This window comes from Cupriavidus sp. 8B (assembly GCF_054589115.1).
In genome coordinates this window covers 1-23,753 of the sequence record NZ_BAAILO010000073.1, presented here as the reverse complement: position 1 = coordinate 23,753, position 23,753 = coordinate 1, and the positions used below count along the sequence as shown (strand labels likewise).

Genomic DNA, 23,753 nt, shown 5'->3' with positions numbered 1-23,753 from the left:
CGCAGTTTCGTGGAATTGCGCGGTTAGAACGCGGCGGACTTCTTGAAATCCTCGATCGCGGCACGCAGCGTGGCTTCATCTTCCTTCGAAAGATCCTTGGTATCTTCGATGCGGTTGATGAGGTCGGCGTACTTGGTCTTCAGATGGTCGTGCAGGCCCTTCTCGAACGGGAGAATGTCCTTCACTTCCACGTTGTCGAGGAAGCCGTTATTGGCTGCGTACAGCGACGCGGCCAGCTGCCACACCTGCAGCGGCAGGTATTGAGCCTGCTTGAGCAGTTCCGTCACGCGGCGGCCGCGCTCCAGCTGCTTGCGGGTGGCATCGTCCAGGTCGGAAGCGAACTGCGCGAACGCAGCCAGTTCACGGTACTGGGCCAGGTCGGTACGGATACCGCCGGACAGCTTCTTGATGACCTTGGTCTGGGCGGCACCACCAACGCGCGACACCGAGATACCGGCGTTGATTGCGGGGCGGATACCAGCGTTGAACAGGTCGGTTTCCAGGAAGATCTGGCCGTCGGTGATCGAGATCACGTTGGTCGGCACGAAAGCGGACACGTCGCCAGCCTGCGTTTCGATCACGGGCAGCGCGGTCAGCGAGCCGGTCTTGCCGGTCACGGCGCCCTTGGTGAACTTCTCGACGTAGTCGGCGTTCACGCGGGCTGCGCGCTCGAGCAGACGCGAGTGCAGGTAGAACACGTCGCCGGGGTAGGCTTCGCGGCCCGGCGGGCGGCGCAGCAGCAGCGACACCTGGCGGTAGGCCCAGGCTTGCTTGGTCAGGTCGTCATAGACGATCAGCGCGTCTTCGCCGCGGTCGCGGAAGTACTCGCCCATCGTGCAACCGGCGTAGGCAGCCAGGTACTGCATGGCGGCGGAGTCCGAAGCCGTGGCTGCGACGACGATGGTGTATTCCATCGCGCCCAGTTCTTCGAGCTTGCGCACCACGTTGTTCACGGTCGAAGCCTTCTGACCGATTGCCACGTAGACGCAGAAAACGCCCTTGCCCTTCTGGTTGATGATGGCGTCGACAGCGACGGCGGTCTTGCCGGTCTGGCGGTCGCCAATGATCAGCTCGCGCTGGCCACGGCCGATCGGCACCATCGCGTCGATCGACTTCAGGCCGGTCTGCACCGGCTGGCTCACCGACTGACGTGCGATCACGCCAGGGGCAACCTTTTCGATCACGTCGGTTTCTTTGGCGTTGATCGGGCCCTTGCCGTCGATCGGCTGACCCAGCGTGTTGACCACGCGGCCCAGCAGTTCCTTGCCAACCGGCACTTCCAGAATGCGGCCGGTGCACTTGACCGGGTCGCCTTCCGAAATGTGTTCATACTCGCCCAGCACCACGGCGCCGACAGAGTCGCGCTCGAGGTTCAGTGCGAGACCGAACGTGTTGCCGGGAAATTCCAGCATCTCGCCCTGCATCACGCCGGACAGGCCGTGCACGCGGCAGATACCATCGGTCACGGAGATTACCGTGCCGGTGTTGCGCACTTCAGCGGCGGCGCCAAGACCCGAGATGCGGGACTTGATCAGCTCGCTGATTTCTGAGGGGTTCAGTTGCATCACAATGCTCCTAATTCTTCAATCCGTCGGCTGGTGCGCTTCTCGCGCATCATGCGGTCAGCGCCACTTGCATTGCTGCCAGGCGCGCACGCACGGAGGTGTCGAGCACTTCGTCGCCGACCTTGACGCGCACGCCGCCAATCAGCGACGGGTCCACCGCAACCGAAGGCTGCAGCTTGCGGCCGAACTTGCGTTCGAGCGCGGCGACGAGGTCGGTCAGGCTTGCGCCCTCAAGGGGGAAGGCACTCGTGATCTCGACATCAGCCGACCCTTCACGGTCGTTCTTGAGCGCATGGAACTGCTCGGCGATTTCCGGCAATACCGACAGGCGGTGGTTAGCCACCAGCAGGCTGACGAAGCGCTTGGCTTCGTCGTTGACCGGAGACTTCAGGGCCGACAGGAACAGTGCGCTCAGCTTGTCGCCGTGCATGTTCGGATCGCCAGCCACCGCCTTCATGTCGGGATTGGCGGCAACGTGCCCCATTTCCGACACCAGCTCGGACCATGCATCCAGATTGCCGCTCGATTCGGTCGCGACGCGGAACAGCGCCTCGGCGTAGGGACGGGCAATGGTTGCGGTTTCAGCCATGATTAGAGCTCAGCCTTGAGTTGATTGAGCAGATCCGCGTGGACCTGCGCGTTCACTTCGCGCTTGAGGATCTGCTCGGCACCCTTGACGGCCAGCACGGCGACCTGGTCGCGCAATTGCTCGCGCGCGCGGGTAACCTGCTGTTCGGCTTCGGCCTTGGCCTGGGCAATGATGCGTGCGGCTTCCGCCTGGGCGTTTTGCTTGATCTCGTCAGCGGTCAGCTGAGCGCGCTTTTCGGCGTCGGCGACGCGTTGAGCACCTTCGGTGCGGGCTTCGGCCAGGGCCTGGTCCACACGCTTGTTGGCGAGTTCGAGCTCAGCCTTGCCTTTTTCGGCGGCGGCGAGGCCATCGGCGATCTTCTTTGCGCGTTCGTCGAGCGCCTTCACCAGCGGCGGCCAAATGAATTTGGCAACTACCCACCACAGGATGAAGAACACGACCATCTGCGCAAAAAACGTTGCGTTCAGATTCATGGTGTGTTCCTTTCGGTAATCAAACTACAGATAAATGCGCAAGGGCGGCCAGGCTAAGTGGCCCGCGCCGCCCGTCAGCATCATGCAGACCGAAAAGAATTACTTGATGACAGCCAGCAGCGGGTTGGCGAATGCGAACAGCATTGCAACGCCCACGCCGATCAGGAATGCTGCATCGATCAGGCCAGCCAGCAGGAACATCTTGGTTTGCAGCGGGTTCATCAGTTCAGGCTGACGTGCGCACGCTTCGATGTACTTGCCACCCATCAGGGCGATACCCAGGCAGGCGCCGATTGCGCCCAGACCGATGATGATGCCGATACCGATGGCGGTCAGACCCTGGATGTTGGCGAGATATGCTTGCATGACTACTCCTTTAATTGAGAAGAGACTTAGAACCAAAAAACCGAAAAACCGAAAATCTAAAAATCAGTGGTGATCGTGTGCCTGGCCGATGTACACCAGCGTCAGCATCATGAAAATGAAAGCCTGGAGCAGAACGATCAGGATGTGGAAGATCGCCCATACCGTACCGGCCAGCACATGACCGACGAAGCCCAGCGCGGAGAGATCCGCACCGAACGTCCAGATGGAACCCAGCAGCGCGATCAGCAGGAACACCAGTTCGCCGGCGTACATGTTGCCGAACAACCGCATGCCCAGCGAAACCGCCTTGGCCAGGAATTCAATCAGGTTCAGGATCAGGTTGAACGGGGCCAGGTACCACTTGGCGCCGAACGGGGCCGACAGCAGTTCGTGGACGAAACCGCCCGCGCCCTTGATCTTGAAGCTGTAATAGATCATCAGCACCAGCACGGCGCACGACATGCCCAGCGTACCGTTCAGGTCGGCCGTGGCAACCGCGCGGTGGTGCGGCAGATGGATGTGGAAGATGCCCAGCAGGCCGTTCAGGCCGGTGACCCAGTCGACCGGGATCAAGTCGATGGCATTCATCACGGTGATCCAGCAGAACACCATCAGTGCCAGCGGGGCGATGAAAGAGCGGTCGCCGTGGATGATGCCCTTTGCTTGGTCGTCGACCATCTCGACGATCATTTCCACGAAAGCCTGGAAGCGGCCCGGCACGCCGGCGGTCGCGCGGCGAGCGGCAGCGAACAGGAAAATCACGGCGATGGCACCGCACAGCACCGACCAGAATACGGTGTCATAGTTGAGGACGCTGAAGTCAACGACGGCGGCTTGCTTGCCACCAACCGTGTTGAGGTTCTGCAAGTGTTCGGCGATATAGCCGGAGGGGGTGAGGGCCTGTTCGGCGCCTTGAGCAGCTGACATGTCGAAACGAACCGTAATATTGCGAAACCAGTTGCCGGCATCTTGCCGGTACGCTTCTTGCACCGCCTGCAGCACACTCTGCTGGTCACCGCGGGCAAGCTCGTTTGAACCTTATCCACGCCGCGCTTCACTGGTGTGACGCGCCACGCAAAAAAATCTTGATATTCTGTTTTCGTGCCCCACTTCGACGAGAAGCACACTTATCCGACCTACCGCGCCTGGCCTGCCCTGGGGCACACCCTCAGCGAATCGCCAGCGCGACCCAATAAGTCTTGAGCGCAAGCACGAACGTGACCAGCATCGGTACCCAGTGCAACTCGCTGTACAGCACCACTACCAGGACGAACAGTCCGGCGGTGGCAAACACCTTGATCGCCTCGCCGACCACCAGTCCGCTGATCGAGGGACGCTCGCGCGCCATCCAGAGTCGCAGCGCGAAGAAACCGCTGGGCACGAAACACACCGCGCCACCGAATAGTGCCGACCAACCCGCCGCGCCGGCGTTGCCGCCAGCAAACAGTCGCCAGGCAATGGCCGACAACAAAGTAACCGCAACCTGCGCCAGCACGACCCTGCCGGGCGTCATGCGCGAAGGGCGCAGCGCGCGCTCGCCGAACAGCGTTTCCGCCTCGACGCGCGACAGCGGATCGACCGCCTCTTCTTCGCGTTCTGCCTCATCTTCCCAGGCATCACGCGCCTGCCGGTCTTTCTTCTGACCAGCATCCTGACGATCTGAAACCACCTGCTCTTGCCTTTGCTTATCGCTTTGCGTCGTTTTGCTTCCCGCTCGGCTTATCGCTTTACTTACTCGTTACTTACTCTTTGCTTATCGCTTAATCCGCCCCGGAACTTTTCTGGACCGGCCGGAATTCAAACCGCACGATTTTACGAGGAATGCACCATGCGAGTCAATCTGCTTACAGACACCTTGCAACAGTCCGCATTTCGCTTGCAATCGCCACGAACCCATAGTGCGCGCGCAGCCGACGCATACCAATAACGCGCCAGGTAATTGAGCTGCCTTGGGCTAGCGGCGCACCATGGTCGTTTATCGGCCTTGCACAGACCTTACACAGGCGTGCGCGCGCCAAGCCAAAACCGGCCGGCACCAAATTGCACCAAGCCGTGGCACAGCCGCACCGACCGTTAATCGCGCACTATTTTTGGGAAATCCCGCTCAGGCGGGTGACTGGCTTTCGCCGGGCTCGCGCAGGCGTGTCAGCACACCGTCGAGCGCATCATTGCTGGTGAAGTGAATGGTGAGCTGGCCTTTGCCCCGCACGCCCAGCTTGATCTGCACCGGCAGGCCAAGCGCGTCGGATAGTTCTTCCTCCAGGCGGGTCACGTCGCGCGCCGGCGCGCCGTTGTTCGGCTTCTGCAACCTGAGGTCAAAGGGCTTGAGGGTGGAGGCTACCAGCTTTTCGGTCTCGCGCACCGATAAACGTTTGTTGACGATCTGATTGGCGAGCGTGATCTGGTTGGCGCCGTCGGCGGAGAGCAGCGCACGGGCGTGGCCCATGTCGAGATCGCCCGCCATCAGCATGGTCTGGACCGGCTGGGCCAGGTTCAAGAGACGCAGCAGGTTGGACACCGCACTGCGCGAGCGCCCTACCGATTCCGCCGCCTGCTCGTGCGTGAAATTGAATTCGCGCACCAGGCGCATGATGCCTTGCGCTTCTTCCAGCGGGTTGAGGTCTTCACGCTGGATATTCTCGATCAGCGCCATCGCGGCCGCGGCTTCGTCGGCCACGTCCTTGACCAGCACCGGCACCTCTTCGAGCCCTGCGATCCTGGATGCGCGGAAGCGGCGCTCACCGGCAATGATCTCGTAGCGGTCCGGCTCGGCAACGCGGCGCACCAGGATCGGCTGCATCAGCCCTTGGGCGCGGATGCTCGCGGCCAACTCCTGCAGCGCGCCTTCGTCCATGCGCGTGCGCGGCTGGTATTTGCCGGGCTGGAGCTGGTCCAGGCGCAGCACGGAGGGCGCGCCCTCCTGCTTGACGGCATCGACAATCTCGGCCGGACCACCCAGCAGTGCTTCCAGTCCGCGGCCCAGGCCCTTCTTCTTCGCGGTGCTCATCTCGGTATCCTGTATTCGGTGACTCTCAACCCGGTGACTCTCAACCCGGTGCTCAGTCGAGTTGCTTGACGCGTGCGATCATCTCGGCGCCGAAATCCAGGTAGGCCTTGGCCCCCTTTGACGACGGATCGAATGCCACGCCCGGCACGCCGTACGACGGCGCCTCTGCCAGCCGCACATTGCGCGGGATGACGGTCTTGAACACTTTGTCGCCAAAATGCGACTCGAGTTGGGCCGACACCTGTTGCTGCAAGGTGACACGTGGGTCAAACATCACACGCAGCAAGCCAATCACCTTCAGGTCGCGATTGAGGTTGGCGTGCACCTGCTTGATGGTATTGACGAGATCGGACAGCCCTTCCAGCGCGAAGTACTCGCACTGCATCGGCACGATCACGCCGTGGGCCGCGCACAGGCCGTTGAGGGTCAGCAGCGAGAGCGACGGCGGGCAGTCGATCAGCACGAAATCGTATTCGGCATCGACCTCGGCAATGGCGTTCTTGAGACGTTTCTCACGCTGGTCCAGCTCGACCAGCTCCACTTCCGCGCCGGCCAGCTCGCGGTTGGCGGGCAGCACGTCGTACTTGCCGGACTCGGAATGCTGGCGTGCCTGGCTCACCGTCGACAAGCCAACCAGCACCTGGTAGATGCTGTGCTCGAGCGACTGCTTGTCGATGCCGGAACCCATCGAGGCATTGCCCTGGGGATCCAGGTCGATCAGCAACACACGCTGGTCCTGTGCCGCGAGGCCTGCGGCAAGGTTCACCGTGGTGGTGGTCTTGCCGACGCCGCCCTTCTGGTTTGCGATCACGAATACCTTGGCCATATGCTCCTGCTGCTCCTGCTTGATTTCTACCTGCCGGGGGTGGGCGCCGGCGACAACCACCGGCCGGGTCAGCGGCGCGACAGCACCACCAGGTGACGTTCTGCGTCCAGCTCCGGCACGGTCAGGCGCGGTATCGCCTCGACCTGCCACCCGGCCATCAACCCGGCCGCTTCCATGCGATCGAGTTCGGGCTGAGGATAAACGCCCTTCATTGCAATCAGCTTGCCGCCCGGCGCCAGCAGGTGGCCGGCGAGCGAAACGAAATCGCTCAGCTCGGCAAACGCACGCGACGTGATGACTGCATACCCCTTGTCGTCTTCCAGCTTCTCCACCGGCCCCCAATGGGCGGCGGCGTTGGACAGCCCGAGCTGCGCCCGGCACTGCGTCAGGAAGGCGGTTTTCTTTTGCACGATGTCGACCATCAGCACCGACAGGTCGGGGCAAGCGATGGCCAGCGGCAGGCCCGGCATGCCACCGCCAGAACCCACATCCAGCACCCGGCCGCGCGCGCCCTCCTCCACCCCTGCGGCGCGTGCCGCTTCCGCCAGCGCCGGCACGGCGGCCAGCGAGTCGAGCATGTGGTGGGTCAGCATCTCGTCGGGATGACGGATGGCGGTCAGGTTATAGATGGCGTTCCATTTGCGCAGCAGTGCCAGGTAGGCAAACAACTGATCGATCTGGCTCGCGGAGACCGCCAGGCCAATGGCGGACAAGCCGGCCTCCAGGCGACGGCGCTGATCGGCATCATCCACGGCCGCGTAACGTTGGTTCCTCACTCAGGCGGCCTCTTGGCTAGGGTCGGACTTGGTACGCCCCATGCCCTTCTTTTTCAGATGGACCAGCAGCAGCGAAATCGCGGCCGGCGTCACGCCGGAAATACGCGACGCCTGGCCGAGGGTCTCGGGCCGGTGCTGATTCAGCTTCTGGCCCACCTCGATGCCAAGGCCGCGCACTTCCGTGTAGTCGAAGTCCTCAGGCAGGCGGGTGGATTCGTTGGCTTCCAGCTTATCCACCTCTGCGGCTTGCCGGGCGATGTAGCCGTGGTACTTGATGCCGATCTCGATCTGCTCGCGAATCTGCCCGACCAGCAGCGGGTCGGCATCGAGTGCCTGGGCGGGTGCGAACTTGCCACCTTGCAATGCCATCAGCGCTTCGTAGGTGACAGCAGGACGGCGCAGCAGATCGGCGAGGTTGTACTCGCGCTCGATCGCCTTGCCCAGCAGCGGCACGGCGTCGGCTTCCGGCAGGATGCTCGGATTGACCCAAGTTCCCTTCAGTCGCTCTGTTTCACGTGAAACAGCATCGCGCTTCCGGTTAAAGGCATCCCAGCGCACATCATCGACCACGCCAAGCTCCCGGCCTGCCTCGGTCAGTCGCATATCGGCATTATCTTCACGCAGGCTCAATCGGAACTCAGCACGGCTGGTGAACATTCGGTACGGTTCCGAGACCCCGCGGGTGATCAGGTCGTCGACCAGAACCCCAAGATAGGCCTGGTCTCGCCGGGGAGTCCAGGCGTCGCGCTCCCGCACGAAGCACCCCGCGTTGATGCCAGCCAGCAGGCCCTGGGCCGCAGCTTCTTCGTAGCCGGTGGTGCCGTTGATCTGGCCGGCGAAGAACAGGCCGCTGATGGCCTTGGACTCCAGCGAGGCCTTCAGGGCACGCGGATCGAAGTAATCGTACTCAATGGCATAGCCGGGACGCAGGATGTGCGCGTTCTCCATGCCACGGATCGAGTGCACCAGGGCAAGTTGCACGTCGAACGGCAGGCTGGTCGAGATGCCGTTGGGGTAAAACTCGTTGGTGGTCAGTCCTTCCGGTTCCAGGAAGATCTGGTGGCTGTCCTTGCTGGCAAAACGATGGATCTTGTCCTCGATGCTGGGGCAGTAACGCGGCCCTACCCCTTCGATCACGCCGGTGTACATCGGCGAACGATCCAGGCCGCCACGGATGATGTCGTGGGTCTGGCTATTGGTATGCGTGATCCAGCACGGCAGTTGCTGCGGGTGCTGTTCGGCACGCCCCAGGAAGGAGAACACCGGCACCGGATCGAGATCGCCAGGCTGCTCGTCCATCACGGAGAAATCGATGGTGCGTCCGTCGATACGCGGCGGCGTACCCGTCTTCAGGCGGCCCTGCGGCAGCTTGAGCTCCTTCAGGCGCGCCGAAAGCGATACCGAGGCAGGGTCACCCGCACGGCCGCCAGTGTAGTTATCCAGCCCCACGTGGATCTTCCCGTCGAGGAAGGTACCAGCGGTCAGTACCACGGCGCGTGCGCGAAAGGTGATGCCAACCTGCGTGACGGCACCGACCACGCGGTCGCCCTCCACCACCAGGTCATCCACGGCCTGCTGGAACAGCATCAGGTTGGGCTGGTTTTCGAGCCGCGTGCGAATCGCCTTGCGATACAGCACGCGGTCCGCCTGAGCGCGGGTGGCACGTACGGCCGGACCCTTGCTGGAATTCAGGATACGAAACTGGATCCCCGACTCATCCGTGGCCGCCGCCATGGCGCCGCCCATTGCATCCACCTCCTTGACGAGATGGCCCTTGCCAATGCCGCCGATGGACGGATTGCAGCTCATCTGGCCAAGGGTCTCGATGTTGTGGCTCAGCAGCAGCGTCTGGCAGCCCATACGCGCAGCAGCGAGTGCAGCTTCAGTGCCGGCGTGGCCGCCACCGACAACAATGACATCGAATTCTTTTGGGTAAAGCATGGAGGCACCTCCTCCGGGAGGCTAGCGGAAATAAATCGGGATGCCGAATTATAACGGCAATCTCCGGAGCTTCCCTGGGCCGCAGCATGTTTCACGTGAAACATGCTGCATGAATAACCTGGGTGTGTTCCACGTGAAACAAAAAAGCCGGGCGCAATGGCCCGGCTTGGTCGCTACCTTGATCGGCTCCTACGCCTCATCCCCTGCCCTGCTCTTCCAGGTAGACAGCGATGCGCTCGATCAACCGCCCCAGATCGGCCTGAAGCTGGTCGAACCCTGCATTGCGCTCGCGCGTCACTTCGTCCATGTACAGCGGGCGCCGAATCTCGATCTGCAGGCTGTTGCGCCGTTCGGCAGGGCGACCGATTTGTGCGATCAGTTGCACGCCCTTGTACGGATCATTGCGCGCCACGGTGTAGCCGAGCGAACGCAATTCAGCATCCACCAAATCGACAAAGGCAGGCTCGCAGGTCGTGCCATCCCGGTCGCCCAGCACAAAGTCGGCCAGCGGATGGGCGATCTGGATCTTCAACCGCTCGTAAGCGTTGTTGGGCATCGAGTGCAGGTTGAGATGCCAGACCGCGCCGAAGCGCCGATACGTTTCCTCGACCGCGCCTGACAGCGCCTGGTGGTACGGGCGGTAGTAGCGATCGATCCGGTTGCGTACCTCTTCCAGCGAGAGTTTGCGGTCATAGATGGGCGTGGCGGCATCGATGTTGCGCCAGATCAGCCCATACCCCAACCGCGTTTTCTCGCCTGGGGCCAGCGGCTCGGGCCAGGTGCCGTCCAGCAGGCTGGGATCGAGATCGTCCAGCGTACGGTTGGGATCGATGTAGACACGCGGGAAATTGGCGGCAATCAACGTGCCGCCAGACCGGGGCACGGCTTCCCACAGCGCTTCCACGTGGGTGTCCTCGCCGCCGCGCAGGCGCTGCGCTGGGACGGCTGCCCGGAAATCCTGCGGGTATTGTGTGCCGCTATGCGGCGAGTCGCACACCAGCGGCAGCGTCTGGGCCAGGGGCGCGAAGTGGACGAAGGGCTCGAAGTTGTCGCTCATGGCCGTCAGTCCAGCTTGATATTGGCGGCCTTGGCCACGCGTGCATAGCGCGCCATCGCCTGCTGGATCTGCACCTTGAAGCCGTCCGGCGTGGTCGGCACCAGCGTGCCGCCCGACTCCTCCACCTTGCGCTTGAACTCGGGGTTCAGCATCGCCTTGTGGATAGCGCTGTTGAGCTTGGCGACGACGGCTGGCGGCGTGCCGGCGGGCGCGACTATGCCGAACCAACCGCCATCGCCCATCTCCTTGTAGCCCAGTTCCGCGTAAGTCGGCACGTTGGGAAGCTGCGGCGAACGGGTGGCGCCCAGCACGGCCAGCGCCCGCAGCCGGCCCGATTTCACGTGGGGCAGCGTGGACGACAGGTTGTCGGTGATGGCATTGACCTGCCCTGCCACTGCATCGTTGAGCGCCAGGCCGGCGCCCTTGTACGGCACGTGCAGCATGTCGATCTTGGCCAGCATCATGAAGTTCTCGATATTCACATGGCCTAGCGAGCCAGCGCCGGGAGAGGCGAAGCTGTACTTGCCGGGGTTGGCACGGACCAGCGCGACGAACTCCTGCATGGTCTTGGCCGGCACGCTGGGATGCACCGCGAACACGCTCGGGATGGCGACCACGTTGGTGACCGGCGCGAAATCCTTGATCGGATCGTAGTTCAGCTTGGGGTACACGGCCGGGTTGGAGCCATGCGTGCTGACCGTCGCCATGCCGATGGTGTAGCCGTCCGGCGCCGCGCGCGCGACCTGCTCCATGCCCAGCGAGCCACCGGCGCCACCCTTGTTCTCCACCACGATGGACTGGCCCAGCTCGCGCCCGCCGAACTCCGCAACCAGGCGTGCCGACAAATCGGTAGAGCCGCCCGCGGCAAAGGGCACGATCAGGCGAATCGGCTTGTTCGGATAGTTGGCCTGCGCCAGCGCGCCGCCGGCTGCGGCAAGGCTGGCGCATGCCGCCAGGCAAGACAGGACAAAATGCCGGCGCGGCAGTTGGGCTCGGATCATGCGGACTTCTCCTTGGATTTCTATGAGTTGGCTCGCCAAGTGTCGGGAGTTTACCGAGTCCGCACAAACGACTATATTGCACGGTTGCATTACCAAAGTGCATTCTCGGCCCACCCTCCCCCACCTCATGCGGCTACGCTCACCCTCGATGTCCGAACTGCATGCCTTTGCCGCCGCCGCGCGGCTGGGCAGTTTCACGCGCGCGGCCGAGGACCTGTGCGTGACCCAGGGCGCGATCAGCCGTGCCATTGCCCGGCTCGAATCGCACTTTGGCCAGCCCCTGCTCCAGCGCAATGCGCATCGCCTGACGCTGACCGATGCCGGCAAGCAACTGCTGGAGGCCGTGGCCGGCCCGCTGGCAGCCATTGAAAACGCCAGCGCCGCCCTCCTCGCCCGTGACCGCCAGCACCACCTGACGCTATCGGCCGTGCCCACGCTGGCCAGCGTATGGCTGGTGCCAAGGCTGCCGGATTTCCACCGCCGCTACCCCGACGTCCGCCTGGACTTTGTGCCCTACCGGCGCGACGAGGACTTCTCAGGCCCCGCGCCCGATGCCGCCATCCTGCCCGGCACCCCGGACCGCTGGCCCGGCCTGCAATGCGACTACGTGATCGGCAGCGAGATGGTGCCCATCTGCCACCCCGAGCGCGCCCGCGCGCGCCTTGAGGCAGGCCGCTGGTCCGAGCCCGCCGAACTGCTCGATGAGCCCCTGCTCTATCACACTACCGCGCCGGCAAACTGGCAGCACTGGCTGTGGGCCGCGGGCGTACCCAGTGCTGCGCCAACGCTCTCGAAAGGCTTCGACCAGGTCTCGATCCTGGTGCAGGCGGTCAAGGCGGATATGGGCGTGGCGGTATTGCAGCGCTGCCTGGTACGCGATGAGATCGCCGCGGGCCGCGTGGTGGCGCCGTTTGATCTGCCGATCCGGCTGACGCGTGGCTACTTCCTGTGCGCGCCGCGGGAGCGGCGGGACCATCCGGCGTTTGCGCAATTTCGGGCATGGTTGCTAGGCGTGGCGGCACAGGACCCGGATGTGCTCGAACTCAATTCGGAAAATTCATGGGACAAATAGAAATGTGCTTCATTTGCCAACTTACATCCATTAGGCGCATTCTTTTTACTTCCCGGCAATCATAACATCCATATTAGGAATACCAACCCGATATACCTGGATAGATATATTCATATCATGAATTGAAAGCGTACCAACCGCTGCGCTATCCAACCGCCACCAAAGCCAACAAACTGGCTTCACTAGAAAATGCATCTCAGAAATAATAACGGCGAGCAAAGCTCGCCGTTATTCATCCAGAGAATTCTACAAAGCGGGAAGCGCTAAGCCGCCTTCTTCGCCAACCCCAGATACGTCTCAATCACCTTCGGATTCGCCGCCAGCTCCGCCGCCGGCCCCTCCATCGCCATATCCCCCGTCTCGATCACGTACCCGTAATCCGCCACCTGCAGCGCCGCCCGCGCGTTCTGCTCGATCAGCAGCGTCGCCACGCCCGTCTTGCGCAGGTCATTGATGATGTGAAAGATCTCTTTCACGATCAGCGGCGCCAGCCCCAGGCTCGGTTCATCCAGCATCAGCAGTTGCGGCTTGGCCATCAGCGCGCGGCCCACCGCCAGCATCTGGCGCTCGCCACCGGACAGCGTGCCGGCATCCTGCTTCGCCCGCTCCTTCAAGCGCGGGAACAGCCCGTAGACCACTTCCATCTGGTCGAGGAAATTCTTCTCGCCGGCGCGCTTGCGGCGATAGGCGCCCAGCACCAGGTTGTCCGCCACGCTCATCGAGCCGAACAGTTCGCGCTTCTCCGGCACCAGGCACATGCCGCGCGCCACGCGCCCTTCCACCGGCAGGCCGGCGAGGTCGTGACCGAGGTAGGTCACCGCGCCGTTGGACGAACCGCTCACCGGCAGCGCGCCCATGATGGCGTTGAGCATGGTGGACTTGCCCGCGCCGTTGGGGCCGATCACCGTGACGATCTTTCCCGCCTCCACTTTCAGGTTGGCGCCGTGCACGGCTTCGACCTTGCCGTAGCGCACGTGGAGGTCCTTTACTTCCAGGATCAGGCTCATTGTTCTTTCCTTACTCCACGCCGCCGAGGTAGGCCTCGAGCACCGCCGGGTCCTTCTGCACGTCCTCGGGCACGCCCTGCGCGATGCGCGTACCAAATTCCATCACCACCAGGCGGTCCGTCAGGTTCATCACGAAGTCCATGTCGTGCTCGACCAGCAGCACGCTCATGCCCTCGCCCTTGAGCTTCTTCAGCAGCTCGGCCAGCGCCTGCTTTTCCTTGTAGCGCAGGCCTGCGGCGGGCTCATCCAGCAACAGCAGCGCGGGATCGCAGCACAGCGCGCGCGCGATCTCCAGGATGCGTTGCTGGCCCAGCGCGAGGCTGCCGGCTTCCATGTACATGCAGTCGGCCAGGCCCACGCGTTCGAGCTGGCGCGCGGCTTCGTGCAGCAACTTCGCTTCCTCGTGCTTGTTCATGCGCAGGATCGCCGCCGTCACACCGCCCTGCGGCGCAAAGTCGCCGCGCAGGTGCGCGCCGATGGCCACGTTCTCCAGCACGGTCATGGTGGGCAGCAGATGCACGTGCTGGAAGGTGCGGCCGATGCCACGCTTGACGATCTCGCGCGAGGGCAGCCCGGAGATCTGCTCGCCGCGGTACAGCACCTCGCCGCGCGTGGCCGGCAGCACGCCGGTGACGAGGTTGAAGGTGGTGGATTTGCCCGCGCCGTTGGGGCCGATCAGGCCGATGATCTCGCCGGCGCGCACCTGGAAGCTGACGTCGTTGACCGCCACCAGCCCGCCGAACTCCTTGCGCGCCGCTTTCACGTCGAGGATCAGTTCGCCGGCGTGCGGCTTCGCGCGCAACGGTAATGCGGGCGCTTGCGCCGGGGCCACCACCGGCGGGCCGTTGGGGAACAGCTTCTTGATAAACGGCCAGATGCCATCGCGCGCGTATTGCAGCAGCAGCACCATCAGCACGCCGAACACGATGGTTTCGAAGTTGCCGTTGGCGCCCAGCAACTTGGGCAGCACGCCCTGCAGTACGTCCTTCAGGATGGTGAGGATGCCGGCACCCAGCACCGCTCCCCACACGTGTCCCACGCCGCCGACCACCGCCATGAACAGGTACTCGATACCGTAGTTCAGCCCAAATGGCGTGGGGTTCACCGCGCGCTGCAGATGTGCGTAGAGGAAGCCCGAGATGCAGGCCAGCATCGCCGCCACCACGAAGATCACCACCTTCATCCACGCGGTGTTCACGCCCATCGCCTCGGCCATGGTGCCGCCGCCCTTCAACGCGCGGATGGCGCGGCCCGGGCGCGAGTTGAGCAGGTTCTGCATGGCGATCACCGACACCAGCACCACGCCCCAGATCAGGTAGAACATCGAGCGCCCGGAGGCGAGCTCGATGCCGAGCACGTGCAGCACGGGAATGCCGTTGAGGCCATCGTACTTGCCGAGGAACTCCAGGTTGCCGAACAGGAAGAACAGCGACAGGCCCCAGGCGATCGTGGCCAGCGGCAGGTAGTGGCCGGACATGCGCATGGTGACGAGGCCGATCACGTAGGCCGAGGCCATCGTGATCACCAGCCCGACCAGCAGGCCAAACCAGGGCGACAGCCCGAACTGCGTGGTGAGATAGGCCGTGCTGTAGGCGCCCAACCCGACGAAGGCAGCCTGGCCGAAGGAGGTCATGCCGCCCACGCCGGTGAGCAGCACCAGACCGATGGCGACGATGCTGTACAGGCCGATGTAGTTGCCCAGCGTGATCCAGAATTCGGGCGTGGGCAGCACCGGCAACAGTGCCAGCACTACCGCGAAGGCCAGCAGGAAGATGCGGTTCTTGAGGTTAGTGTTCATGGCGTGTCCGTTATTCCTCGTCTTCCACATGCTTGCTGGTGAGCGAGCGCCACAGCAGTACGGGCAGGATCAGGGTGAACACGATGACCTCCTTGAACGCACTGGCCCAGAAGGACGAATAGGACTCGAGCAGCCCCACCAGGATGGCGCCCGCGGCCGCCACGGGGTAGCTCACCAGGCCGCCCACGATCGCGCCGACGAAGCCTTTCAGGCCGATCAGGAAACCCGATTCGTAGTACACCGTGGTCAGCGGCGCGATCAGGATCCCGCACAGCGCGCCCATTGCCGCGGCAAGCGTGAACGACAGGCGCCCGGCCTGCGTCGTGCCGATGCCAACCAGCCGCGCGCCCAGCCGATTGACCGCCGTGGCACGCAGCGCCTTGCCGGCAATCGTGCGTTCGAAGTAGAAATACAGCCCCGCGATCAGCAATGCCGATACGCCGACCACCCAAAGGCTCTGCCCGGAGATGGTCAGGCTGCCCACTTCAAAGCGCGCCTCCGAGAATGGCGTGGTGCGCGAGCCCTCGGCGCCGAACATGACCAGCCCCAACCCCACCAGCGCAAAGTGCACGCCCACCGAGACGATCAGCAGCACCAGCGTGCTGGCTTCGGCCAGCGGCTGGTAGGCCAGGCGATACAGCATGGGCCCGAGCGGGATCACGATCAGCAGCGTCAGCGCGATCTGCGCCAGCATGGGCATCGACTGCCCGTCGAAGTTCTGCGCCAGCAGATGCACGGCCAGCGGGAAGAGCAGGTATTTGCCGGCCAGCACCGCGACTCGCCTGGGCGCGGTCCGGCGCAGCTCGGCGCTGCGCAGGATGGTGACCGTCTCGTACAGAAAGGTCAGCACGCCCATGACCAGCAGCAGCCAGCTGCTTTGCGGCGCATGGCCGGACTGGATCGCCGCCAGGGTCAGCCCGCCATAGGCGACGAACTCCCCTTGCGGAATGAAGATGACGCGGGTCACCGAGAACACCAGCACCAAGGCTAGCGCGAGCAGCGCATAGATGGCGCCCGAGGTGATGCCGTCCTGCGCCAGGATGGCGGCGATCGAGAGGTCCATTGTCTCCTCGTATTGTTGGTGAGTCCGGCCGGCGGAGGGAGGCCGGCTAGCTTGTGAAACTACAAATTACGAAATATGAAACAACTTACGCATAGCGGAAATCCCGAGGAACCCTTAGCTTGCGCAGTGCCGCATCGGTGATTTGGCACGAGAGGCGGGAAACTCTGTGTATGACGGGTGCAGCATATCCGCAGCGCACCATGACCGTCATCTCGTTTCGCTCGCCCGGACCAACGCCAAATTAATTAACACGTTAAAGATCGTGCATGGCGGATGCGGTGTCAAGTACGGGATTGCCTGTAGTAGCGCAGAAGTGCAGTGGCGTGGCGTGGGACCGCGTGGGATGGCGCGCGCAACAAAAAAGGCGCATGGCTGGCCATGCGCCCTCGTTGCATCAATGCAGCCAGTCTTTGCCGCCTACTTGGTCTGCAGCTTCCACTTGCCGTCAGCGATCTCCACCATCACGCGCGCGCGCTGGTCCAGGCCAAGGTGGTCGGTCGGCGTCATGTTCATGATGCCGTGCGAGATCGGCAGCTCCCTGGTTTGCTCCATGGCATCGCGCAGCGCCTTGCGGAACTCCTTGGTGCCCGGCTGGCCCTTCTTCAGCGCCTCGGGAATGGCTCGCTGCAACAGCAGGCCGGCATCCCAGGCATGGCCGCCAAAGGTTGAGACCTGGCCGCCAAACGCCTTCTCGTATGCCGTCTTATAGCTGATGGCAGGCTTCTTCACCGGGTTGGTATCGGGCAGTTGCTCGGCCACCAGCAGCGGGCCGGCCGGCAGGAACGTACCTTCGCAATCCTTGCCGCACACGCGCAGGAAATCGGCGTTGGCCACACCATGGGTCTGGTAGATCTTGCCCTTCCAGCCACGCTCCTTGAGCGCCTTGGCAGGCAGCGCAGCGGGCGTACCCGAGCCTGCGATCAGGACCGCGTCGGCGTTGCTGCCCATCATCTTGAGCACCTGGCCGGTGACCGAAGTGTCGGTGCGCGCAAAGCGCTCGTTTGCCACCACCTTGAGCTTGCGCATCTCGCCGACCTTGGCGAACTCCTGCGCCCAGCTATCGCCATAGGCATCCGCGAAGCCGATAAAGGCAACCGTCTTCACGTTGTGGTTGGTCATGTGCTCGGCAATGGCGGTCGCCATGTGCGAGTCGTTCTGCGGCGTCTTGAAAACCCAGGCGCGCTTGGCATCCATCGGCTCGATGATGCGGGCCGAGGCGGCCAGCGTGATCATCGGCGTCTCGTTCTCGGCGACGACGTCCACCATGGCCAGCGAGTTGGGCGTGACGGTCGAGCCCACGATCACGTCGACCTTGTCTTCGCTGATCAGCTTGCGCGTGTTCTTGACCGCGGTGGTGGTGTCCGACGCATCGTCGAGCACGATGTACTCGATCTTCTTGCCAGCGATCTCCTTGGGCAGCAGCGAGATGGTGTTCTTCTCGGGGATGCCCAGCGAGGCCGCGGGCCCCGTGGCCGATAGCGTTACCCCGACTTTGACCTGTGCGCTGGCGGTGCCGGCGCACAGGCTGGCGGCAGCGAGAGCCAGCAGGCTGGCGCGCTTGAATGTCATCGTGTCTCCCTCCATTGCGGCAAACGGAAGAGGAATCCGTGTCGGCTCGCGGCCGGTCGGATGCCTCAATCTGGTCTTCTGGTCTGTCTTGTCCTGGCGGATCTTATTGTGCCGGTGCCCTTTCGTTGCATTTCAGGCCCGTATCCAGGCGCAACGCCGGCGCCTGCCTGCAACCACGGGGCGATGGGCGAATCCGAATCCGCCCTGCCCCATCTCCCGTCCTGCGCGTGATCCCCGGCGGCGCTCGGCAAGGCTCGCCAAACAGTTCCATGGCGCGCCACGCCGGCCGCCCATTCACCGACCGCTCGGTCGGGAATGCGTAGCGAGTCTAGCAACAGGCATATCCCCGGGCTAGCGGGATTAACCCGCATCGCAGCATGCAAGCGACACGGCTGCATCTTGACGCTCATCGGCCGAACGCATCCCAGGCAGTCTTCACGATCAATCCGGCCACCACCACGATGAACACGCGCCGCACGAAGGCGCTGCCGTGCTTGAGCGCGAGGCGGCTGCCGATATGGCTGCCGGCCACGTTGGCCAAGGCCATGACCAGCCCGAGCTGCCACCAGACATGCCCCTTCGCCGCCAGCAGCAGCAAGGCCGCCAGGTTGGTGGCGAAGTTGACCACCTTGGTCGATGCCGAGGCGTGCAGGAAATCGTACCCGAACACGCGCACGAACACGATCATCAGGAAACTGCCGGTGCCCGGCCCGAACACGCCGTCGTAAAAGCCGATCACGGCCCCCGCCAGCAAAGCCGCGGCGCGCTCCTTGGCGCCCGAGAGCGACGGTGCGTGCTCGGTACCCAGGCTCTTCTTGGCCACCGTATAGACCAGCAGGGTCACCAGGATAAAGGGCAGCGACTTGCGCAGCGGCTCCGCGGGGATCAGCGTGAGCGCGTAGGCGCCCGCCATCGAGAAGGCAAAGGCCGACAGCATCGTCGGCAAGGTCGCGCCCCAGTAGATGCGCACGCTGCGCCCATAGCGCAACGCCGCATTGGTGGTACCCGCCAGCGACGCCACCTTGCTGGTGCCGAGCAGCGTGGCCGGCGGCATATTGGGATAAGCCGAAAACAGCGCGGGGATCTGCACCAGGCCACCACCGCCGGCGACAGCATCGATCAAGCCGGCAAGAAAAGCGGCAACAGCAAGAAACGCGAATTCCATGGACGCGGGGAGACGAAAGAAGAGAAAACGGAGGAAAGGCGGTGAAACAAGCGCGGCAGGCGCGCTGAACGCGTCAGCCCAGCATCTTGGTGGCTGGTGACAAATTGCGATGCCACAGGCCGCTGGCATGCGGCTCGAAGCCCGCCGCCGCTGCCTGCGGCGCAGCCAGCAGCGCCGGCGCCAGCAACAGGTGGCGCACGCCGTGCGCGCGGCACCAGTCGGCCAGCAGGCCGCAGCAATCCAGCAGCATGGCGGCGCCCCTGTCCACCGGCACGTCACCTGCCCACCATTCGGTGGCAAGCGCCGCGAGGCCGGCAAGTTCGAGGTGAGGCATCAGCGTAACGGGCAGGCAACCGAGCAGATCCGCGCCGGCGCTGTCCTGTGCCACCACACAGGCCCCACGCTCAGGCCGGGCAAGCAGCCCCTCCAGCAGCACCTGCCGGGCACGCGCCGCCGGCACGGGCAATGCGTGCCGTGATTGCAGCCAGGCGCCAAGGCTTTGCGCATCGGCAGTACCGGCCAGGCGTATCGAGGCCGGGGGAATGGCGAATTCAGGCGAGGAAGGAATTGGAGAGGGGGAATCTGAAGGCATGGCGGGCCCGATGGCAAGGCCGCATTGTCGCATGCGCAGTCGGTGTCATTTATCGGCGATTCCGCATGGCGAAAACGTCACGCACCAGAAACGAGCATAAAAAGCGGGCATTAAAAAAGGCGTTGCCGAGGATCACCCAGCAACGCCCTTATCTTATATTGACACTGCAGCCTAGTGACTGCGCGCCTGTCGTCTCCTCGCTTCCGCCTCCATTTAACCTGCGAAAACCGTATATGGAATGTAACGAAGCGGTGCGTTTCGAGCAAGCTAGAAGAAACCCTAGCCCCAAAATCGGGCATGTCGCCCCACGATCACTCCCGGGGCTTCCCAAAGCGCGCAAGAAGCTCGCCCATGATGCCGCGGCGGAACGTCAGCACGCAGATCACGAAGATCACGCCTGTCACCATTGTGACGGATTCGCCCAGTGAGTTGAACCACTCGATGCCCGTCGTCGAGGCCAGGAAGCTGCCGATGTCGCCGAGCTTGTTTTCCAGGGCCACCACCACGAAAGCGCCGACCAGCGGGCCGGAAAGCGTGCCCAGGCCGCCCACCAGCGTCATCAGGATCACCGAGCCCGACATCGACCAGTGCACGTCGGTCAGCGTGGCAAAGCCCAGCACCAGCGCCTTGATCGATCCCGCCAGCCCGGAAAGCGCCGCCGACAGCACAAACACCATCAGCTTGAAGCGATCCGTATCGTAGCCCAGCGAAATGGTGCGCGGCTCGTTTTCCTTGATCGCCTTGAGGATCTGCCCGAACGGCGAATGCACGGTCCGCACGATCAGCGCGAAGGCCGCCACGATGATCGCCAGCGCCACGTAATACAACGTCAGATCGTTGGCTAGGGACAACACCCCGAACAGCTTGCCACGCGGAATGCCCTGCAAGCCATCCTCGCCCCCGGTGTAGGGGACCTGCAGGCAGAAGAAGAACAGCATCTGCGCCAGCGCCAGCGTGATCATCGAGAAGTAGATGCCCTGCCGGCGAATCGCGATGTAGCCGACCACATACCCGATCAAGGCGCCCGCCAGCGTGCCCAGCACCAGCCCGACCTCCGGCGTGACGCCCCACACCTTCATCGCATGCCCGGCCGTATAGGCCGCGCCGCCGAAGAAGGCCGCATGGCCGAACGACAGCAGCCCGGTATAGCCGATCAGCAGGTTGAAGGCGCACGCGAACAGCGCGAAGCACAGCACCTTGAGCACGAACACCGGATACGCCCCGGCCACCGGCGCCAGGATCAGCGCTGCCAGCAACAATCCGTACAACAGTTTCTTCTGCACGCCCCGCCCCTGTCTTGTCTGCCCCGCGGCCACTGCCGCGCCGGTTGGTTGGTTCATCACTTCTCCCTCCCGAACAGCCCCGCCGGGCGCAGCATCAGCACGATCACCATGATGAAGAACACGACCGTGGAGGAGGCCTCCGGATAGAACACCTTGGTCAGGCCCTCGATCACGCCCAGGCCGAGGCCGGTGAGGATCGAGCCCATGATCGAGCCCATCCCGCCGATCACCACCACCGCGAACACGATGATGATCAGGTTCTGCCCCATCAGCGGCGAGATCTGGATCACCGGCGCCGCCAGCACGCCGGCAAACGCCGCCAGCGCCACACCGAAGCCATAGGTCAGCGTCACCATCAGCGGCACGTTGACGCCGAACGCCTCAACCAGCTTGGGGTTCTCCGTGCCGGCGCGCAGGTAGGCGCCCAGCTTGGTCTTCTCGATCAGGTACCAGGTGGAGAAGCACACCACCAGCGAGGCAGCCACCACCCACGCGCGGTAGTTCGGCAGGATCATGAAGCCGAGATCCGTGGCGCCGCTGAGCGCCTCGGGCGCCGAGTACGGCAGCCCCGACACCCCGTAGATCGAGCGGAAGATGCCTTCGATCACCAGCGTGATGCCCAGCGTCAGCAGCAGGCCGTAGATATGGTCGAGCTTGTAGATCCAGCGCAGCATGGTGCGCTCGATCACGATGCCGATCAGCGCCACCGCCAGCGGCGACAGCACCAGCATCACCCAGTAGTTGAGCCCGGCGTACTCCATGCCCATCCAGGCCAGGACCGCGCCGAGCATGAACAGCGCCCCATGGGCAAAATTGATGACGTTGAGCAGCCCGAAGATGACCGCAAGGCCAAGGCTCAACATCGCATAGAAGGCACCGTTGACCAGTCCCAGCAATAACTGGGACAGCATGGCGGGCAGAGGAATACCGAAGATGTCCATCGCAGGCGTTACCGTTTGCGCACCAGCCGGGATTGGTCGTTCCCCGCCAGGCAGGCGCTGTCAAAATGAAGCGAAGAAAGACACTGGCCCCCGCCCTCGATCCCGCTTACTTAACAGTCAACAGTCAACAGCCAACAGCCAACAGCCAGCGGTCAACGGTCTCGGGCAGGGGCGCCATACCTCAATCAACTCAACGCAACTCAGTTCACATGCTTACTTCTTTATCATCGCGCACTTCGATTCCGCCACCGTGGTGAAAGCCTGCTCACCCGGGATCGTGGCCACCACCTTCAGGTAGTCCCACGGCTTCTTCGAATCGGCCGGCGACTTCACCTGCATCAGGTACATGTCATGGATGCCGCGGCCGTCCTGGCGGATGTAGCCCTTGGTGTAGAAGTCGTTGATCTTCATCTTCTTCAGTTCGGCCATGACCTTGTCCGGGTCATCCGTCTTGGCTGTCTCGACGGCCTTCAGGTAGGTATGCGCAGCGGAGTAGTCGGCGGCCTGCAAGCTGCTCGGCATCTTCTTCATCTTCGCGAAGTAGCGCGTGGCGAACTTGCGGGTATCGTCGTTCATGTCCCAGTACCAGCTGTCGGTCATCAGCAGGCCTTCGGTGTTCTTCAACCCCAGGCTGTGGATGTCGTTGATGAACATCAGCAGGCCGGCGATCTTCATCGTCTTGGTGATGCCGAATTCCTTGGCCGCCTTGATCGAATTGATGGTGTCGCCGCCGGCATTGGCCAGGCCGAGGATCTGTGCCTTGGACGATTGTGCCTGCAGCAGGAAGGACGAGAAGTCGGAAGCGTTCAGCGGGTGACGAACCGAACCCACCACCGTGCCGCCGTTGGCCTTCACGACGGCCGCGGTATCGCCCTCCAGCGAGTGGCCGAAGGCGTAGTCGGCGGTCAGGAAGAACCACGACTTGCCACCCTGCTTGACCACCGCGCTGCCGGTACCCTTGGCGAGCGCCACGGTGTCATACGCATAGTGCACGGTGTACGGCGAGCACTCTTCGTTGGTCAGGCGAGCCGAGCCGGCGCCGATATTGAAGTAGACCTTCTTCTTCTCCGAGGCCACCTTGTTCATGGCCAGGCCAGTGGCGGAATTAGTGCCGCCGATCAGCGCGTCCAAGCCCTGCTGGTCCATCCACTCGCGTGCCTTCGATGCGGCGATGTCAGCCTTGTTCTGGTGATCGGCCGAAACCAGTTCGATCGGCTTGCCCAGCACCTTGCCACCGTTGTCCTCGATCGCCATCTTGATGGCTTCGAGGCCGCCCGGGCCGTCGATGTCGGCGTACAAGCCCGACATGTCGGTGATGTAGCCGATCTTGACGGTATCGCCCGAGACCTGCGCCGACGCCGAACCCATTGCCACGCCCGTTACGATAGCCGCCAGAGCGACCGCCAGCCGAGTCATCTTCATTGCCTGTCTCCTTAGTTTCGGCGGCACCTGACGCCACCCGTTCCTGCCCTAAAACAATGCCTGCGATTCATGACAGCGCCGCGCGCCGATACGAATCAGACCCCAAGCAGTTCGTTCAGCACCGGCATCTTGGCCTGCAGCTCAGCGGCCGCGAAGCGCTCGACGATGGTGCCGTGTTCCATCACATAAAAGCGATCTGCCAGCGGCGCGGCAAAGCGGAAGTTCTGCTCCACCATCACC

At 63.4% G+C, this 23,753-nt stretch carries 22 protein-coding genes and 1 pseudogene; 1 reads left to right on the top strand and 22 read right to left on the bottom strand.

What is annotated here, in order from left to right; translation table 11 throughout:
* Nucleotides 1-23: 23 nt before the first annotated feature.
* From atpA to ACYP5B_RS07005, 12 genes are all read right to left on the bottom strand, one after another.
* On the bottom strand, nt 24-1,565 hold the full coding sequence (atpA, locus tag ACYP5B_RS07060) for a F0F1 ATP synthase subunit alpha (RefSeq protein WP_459569102.1): 1,542 nt from the start codon (nt 1,563-1,565) through the stop codon (nt 24-26).
* A gap of 49 nt (nt 1,566-1,614) precedes the next feature.
* Nucleotides 1,615-2,154: a F0F1 ATP synthase subunit delta gene (locus ACYP5B_RS07055; RefSeq protein WP_459569101.1), complete on the bottom strand. Its 540-nt coding sequence runs from the start codon at nt 2,152-2,154 to the stop codon at nt 1,615-1,617.
* Between the two features lie 2 nt (nt 2,155-2,156).
* Nucleotides 2,157-2,627: a F0F1 ATP synthase subunit B gene (locus ACYP5B_RS07050; protein ID WP_043350775.1), complete on the bottom strand. Its 471-nt coding sequence runs from the start codon at nt 2,625-2,627 to the stop codon at nt 2,157-2,159.
* A gap of 99 nt (nt 2,628-2,726) precedes the next feature.
* On the bottom strand, nt 2,727-2,993 hold the full coding sequence (gene atpE, locus ACYP5B_RS07045) for a F0F1 ATP synthase subunit C (RefSeq protein ID WP_006157246.1): 267 nt from the start codon (nt 2,991-2,993) through the stop codon (nt 2,727-2,729).
* A gap of 63 nt (nt 2,994-3,056) precedes the next feature.
* Nucleotides 3,057-3,920, bottom strand: a complete 864-nt coding sequence (atpB, locus tag ACYP5B_RS07040; RefSeq protein ID WP_459569100.1) for a F0F1 ATP synthase subunit A — start codon at nt 3,918-3,920, stop codon at nt 3,057-3,059.
* Nucleotides 3,921-4,161: 241 nt separating this feature from the next.
* Nucleotides 4,162-4,662, bottom strand: a complete 501-nt coding sequence (locus ACYP5B_RS07035; RefSeq protein WP_459569099.1) for an ATP synthase subunit I — start codon at nt 4,660-4,662, stop codon at nt 4,162-4,164.
* A gap of 435 nt (nt 4,663-5,097) precedes the next feature.
* Nucleotides 5,098-6,000 carry a ParB/RepB/Spo0J family partition protein gene (locus ACYP5B_RS07030; protein WP_267604789.1) on the bottom strand — a complete coding sequence of 301 codons (903 nt, stop codon included), beginning with the start codon at nt 5,998-6,000 and terminating at the stop codon, nt 5,098-5,100.
* A 52-nt stretch (nt 6,001-6,052) separates the two neighbouring features.
* Nucleotides 6,053-6,826, bottom strand: coding sequence for a ParA family protein (locus ACYP5B_RS07025; protein WP_400091683.1), 774 nt, complete (start codon nt 6,824-6,826; stop codon nt 6,053-6,055).
* A 68-nt stretch (nt 6,827-6,894) separates the two neighbouring features.
* Nucleotides 6,895-7,602: a 16S rRNA (guanine(527)-N(7))-methyltransferase RsmG gene (gene rsmG, locus ACYP5B_RS07020; RefSeq protein WP_318233570.1), complete on the bottom strand. Its 708-nt coding sequence runs from the start codon at nt 7,600-7,602 to the stop codon at nt 6,895-6,897.
* Nucleotides 7,603-9,543 carry a tRNA uridine-5-carboxymethylaminomethyl(34) synthesis enzyme MnmG gene (gene mnmG / locus ACYP5B_RS07015; protein ID WP_400091681.1) on the bottom strand — a complete coding sequence of 647 codons (1,941 nt, stop codon included), beginning with the start codon at nt 9,541-9,543 and terminating at the stop codon, nt 7,603-7,605.
* A 196-nt stretch (nt 9,544-9,739) separates the two neighbouring features.
* On the bottom strand, nt 9,740-10,600 hold the full coding sequence (locus ACYP5B_RS07010; protein WP_459569098.1) for an N-formylglutamate amidohydrolase: 861 nt from the start codon (nt 10,598-10,600) through the stop codon (nt 9,740-9,742).
* Between the two features lie 5 nt (nt 10,601-10,605).
* Nucleotides 10,606-11,601 (bottom strand): tripartite tricarboxylate transporter substrate binding protein BugE, encoded by a 996-nt coding sequence (locus ACYP5B_RS07005; RefSeq protein ID WP_267604795.1) that lies wholly within the window; start codon nt 11,599-11,601, stop codon nt 10,606-10,608.
* Nucleotides 11,602-11,728: 127 nt separating this feature from the next.
* Here ACYP5B_RS07005 and ACYP5B_RS07000 point away from each other — a divergent pair, with 127 nt between their 5' ends.
* A complete protein-coding gene (locus ACYP5B_RS07000) occupies nt 11,729-12,673 on the top strand; it encodes a LysR substrate-binding domain-containing protein (RefSeq protein ID WP_459569097.1) in 945 nt (314 codons plus the stop codon).
* Nucleotides 12,674-12,936: 263 nt separating this feature from the next.
* Here ACYP5B_RS07000 and ACYP5B_RS06995 read toward each other — a convergent pair whose 3' ends face one another.
* From ACYP5B_RS06995 to ACYP5B_RS06950, 10 genes and pseudogenes are all read right to left on the bottom strand, one after another.
* The gene (locus ACYP5B_RS06995; protein ID WP_267604798.1) at nt 12,937-13,680 is read right to left on the bottom strand and encodes an ABC transporter ATP-binding protein; all 744 of its coding nucleotides are present in this window, start codon (nt 13,678-13,680) and stop codon (nt 12,937-12,939) included.
* A 10-nt stretch (nt 13,681-13,690) separates the two neighbouring features.
* Nucleotides 13,691-15,478: a branched-chain amino acid ABC transporter ATP-binding protein/permease gene (locus ACYP5B_RS06990; RefSeq protein ID WP_459569096.1), complete on the bottom strand. Its 1,788-nt coding sequence runs from the start codon at nt 15,476-15,478 to the stop codon at nt 13,691-13,693.
* A 10-nt stretch (nt 15,479-15,488) separates the two neighbouring features.
* Nucleotides 15,489-16,541, bottom strand: coding sequence for a branched-chain amino acid ABC transporter permease (locus ACYP5B_RS06985; protein WP_459569095.1), 1,053 nt, complete (start codon nt 16,539-16,541; stop codon nt 15,489-15,491).
* Nucleotides 16,542-16,958: 417 nt separating this feature from the next.
* Complete coding sequence (locus ACYP5B_RS06980; protein ID WP_318233563.1) at nt 16,959-18,110, bottom strand: ABC transporter substrate-binding protein; 1,152 nt, start codon at nt 18,108-18,110, stop codon at nt 16,959-16,961.
* 406 nt (nt 18,111-18,516) lie between these two features.
* Nucleotides 18,517-19,275 (bottom strand): TSUP family transporter, encoded by a 759-nt coding sequence (locus ACYP5B_RS06975; protein ID WP_459569093.1) that lies wholly within the window; start codon nt 19,273-19,275, stop codon nt 18,517-18,519.
* 73 nt (nt 19,276-19,348) lie between these two features.
* Nucleotides 19,349-19,867 carry a hypothetical protein gene (locus ACYP5B_RS06970; RefSeq protein ID WP_459569092.1) on the bottom strand — a complete coding sequence of 173 codons (519 nt, stop codon included), beginning with the start codon at nt 19,865-19,867 and terminating at the stop codon, nt 19,349-19,351.
* A gap of 311 nt (nt 19,868-20,178) precedes the next feature.
* A complete protein-coding gene (locus tag ACYP5B_RS06965) occupies nt 20,179-21,207 on the bottom strand; it encodes a branched-chain amino acid ABC transporter permease (RefSeq protein ID WP_267604806.1) in 1,029 nt (342 codons plus the stop codon).
* Entirely contained in the window at nt 21,207-22,091 is an 885-nt protein-coding gene (locus tag ACYP5B_RS06960; RefSeq protein WP_043350832.1) for a branched-chain amino acid ABC transporter permease, read from the bottom strand. The genes ACYP5B_RS06965 and ACYP5B_RS06960 overlap by 1 nt, the downstream gene beginning before the upstream one ends.
* Nucleotides 22,092-22,304: 213 nt before the next feature.
* Nucleotides 22,305-23,513: an ABC transporter substrate-binding protein gene (locus ACYP5B_RS06955; protein ID WP_459569091.1), complete on the bottom strand. Its 1,209-nt coding sequence runs from the start codon at nt 23,511-23,513 to the stop codon at nt 22,305-22,307.
* 95 nt (nt 23,514-23,608) lie between these two features.
* Nucleotides 23,609-23,753 (bottom strand): annotated as a pseudogene (locus ACYP5B_RS06950) (ABC transporter ATP-binding protein); the annotation flags it as partial.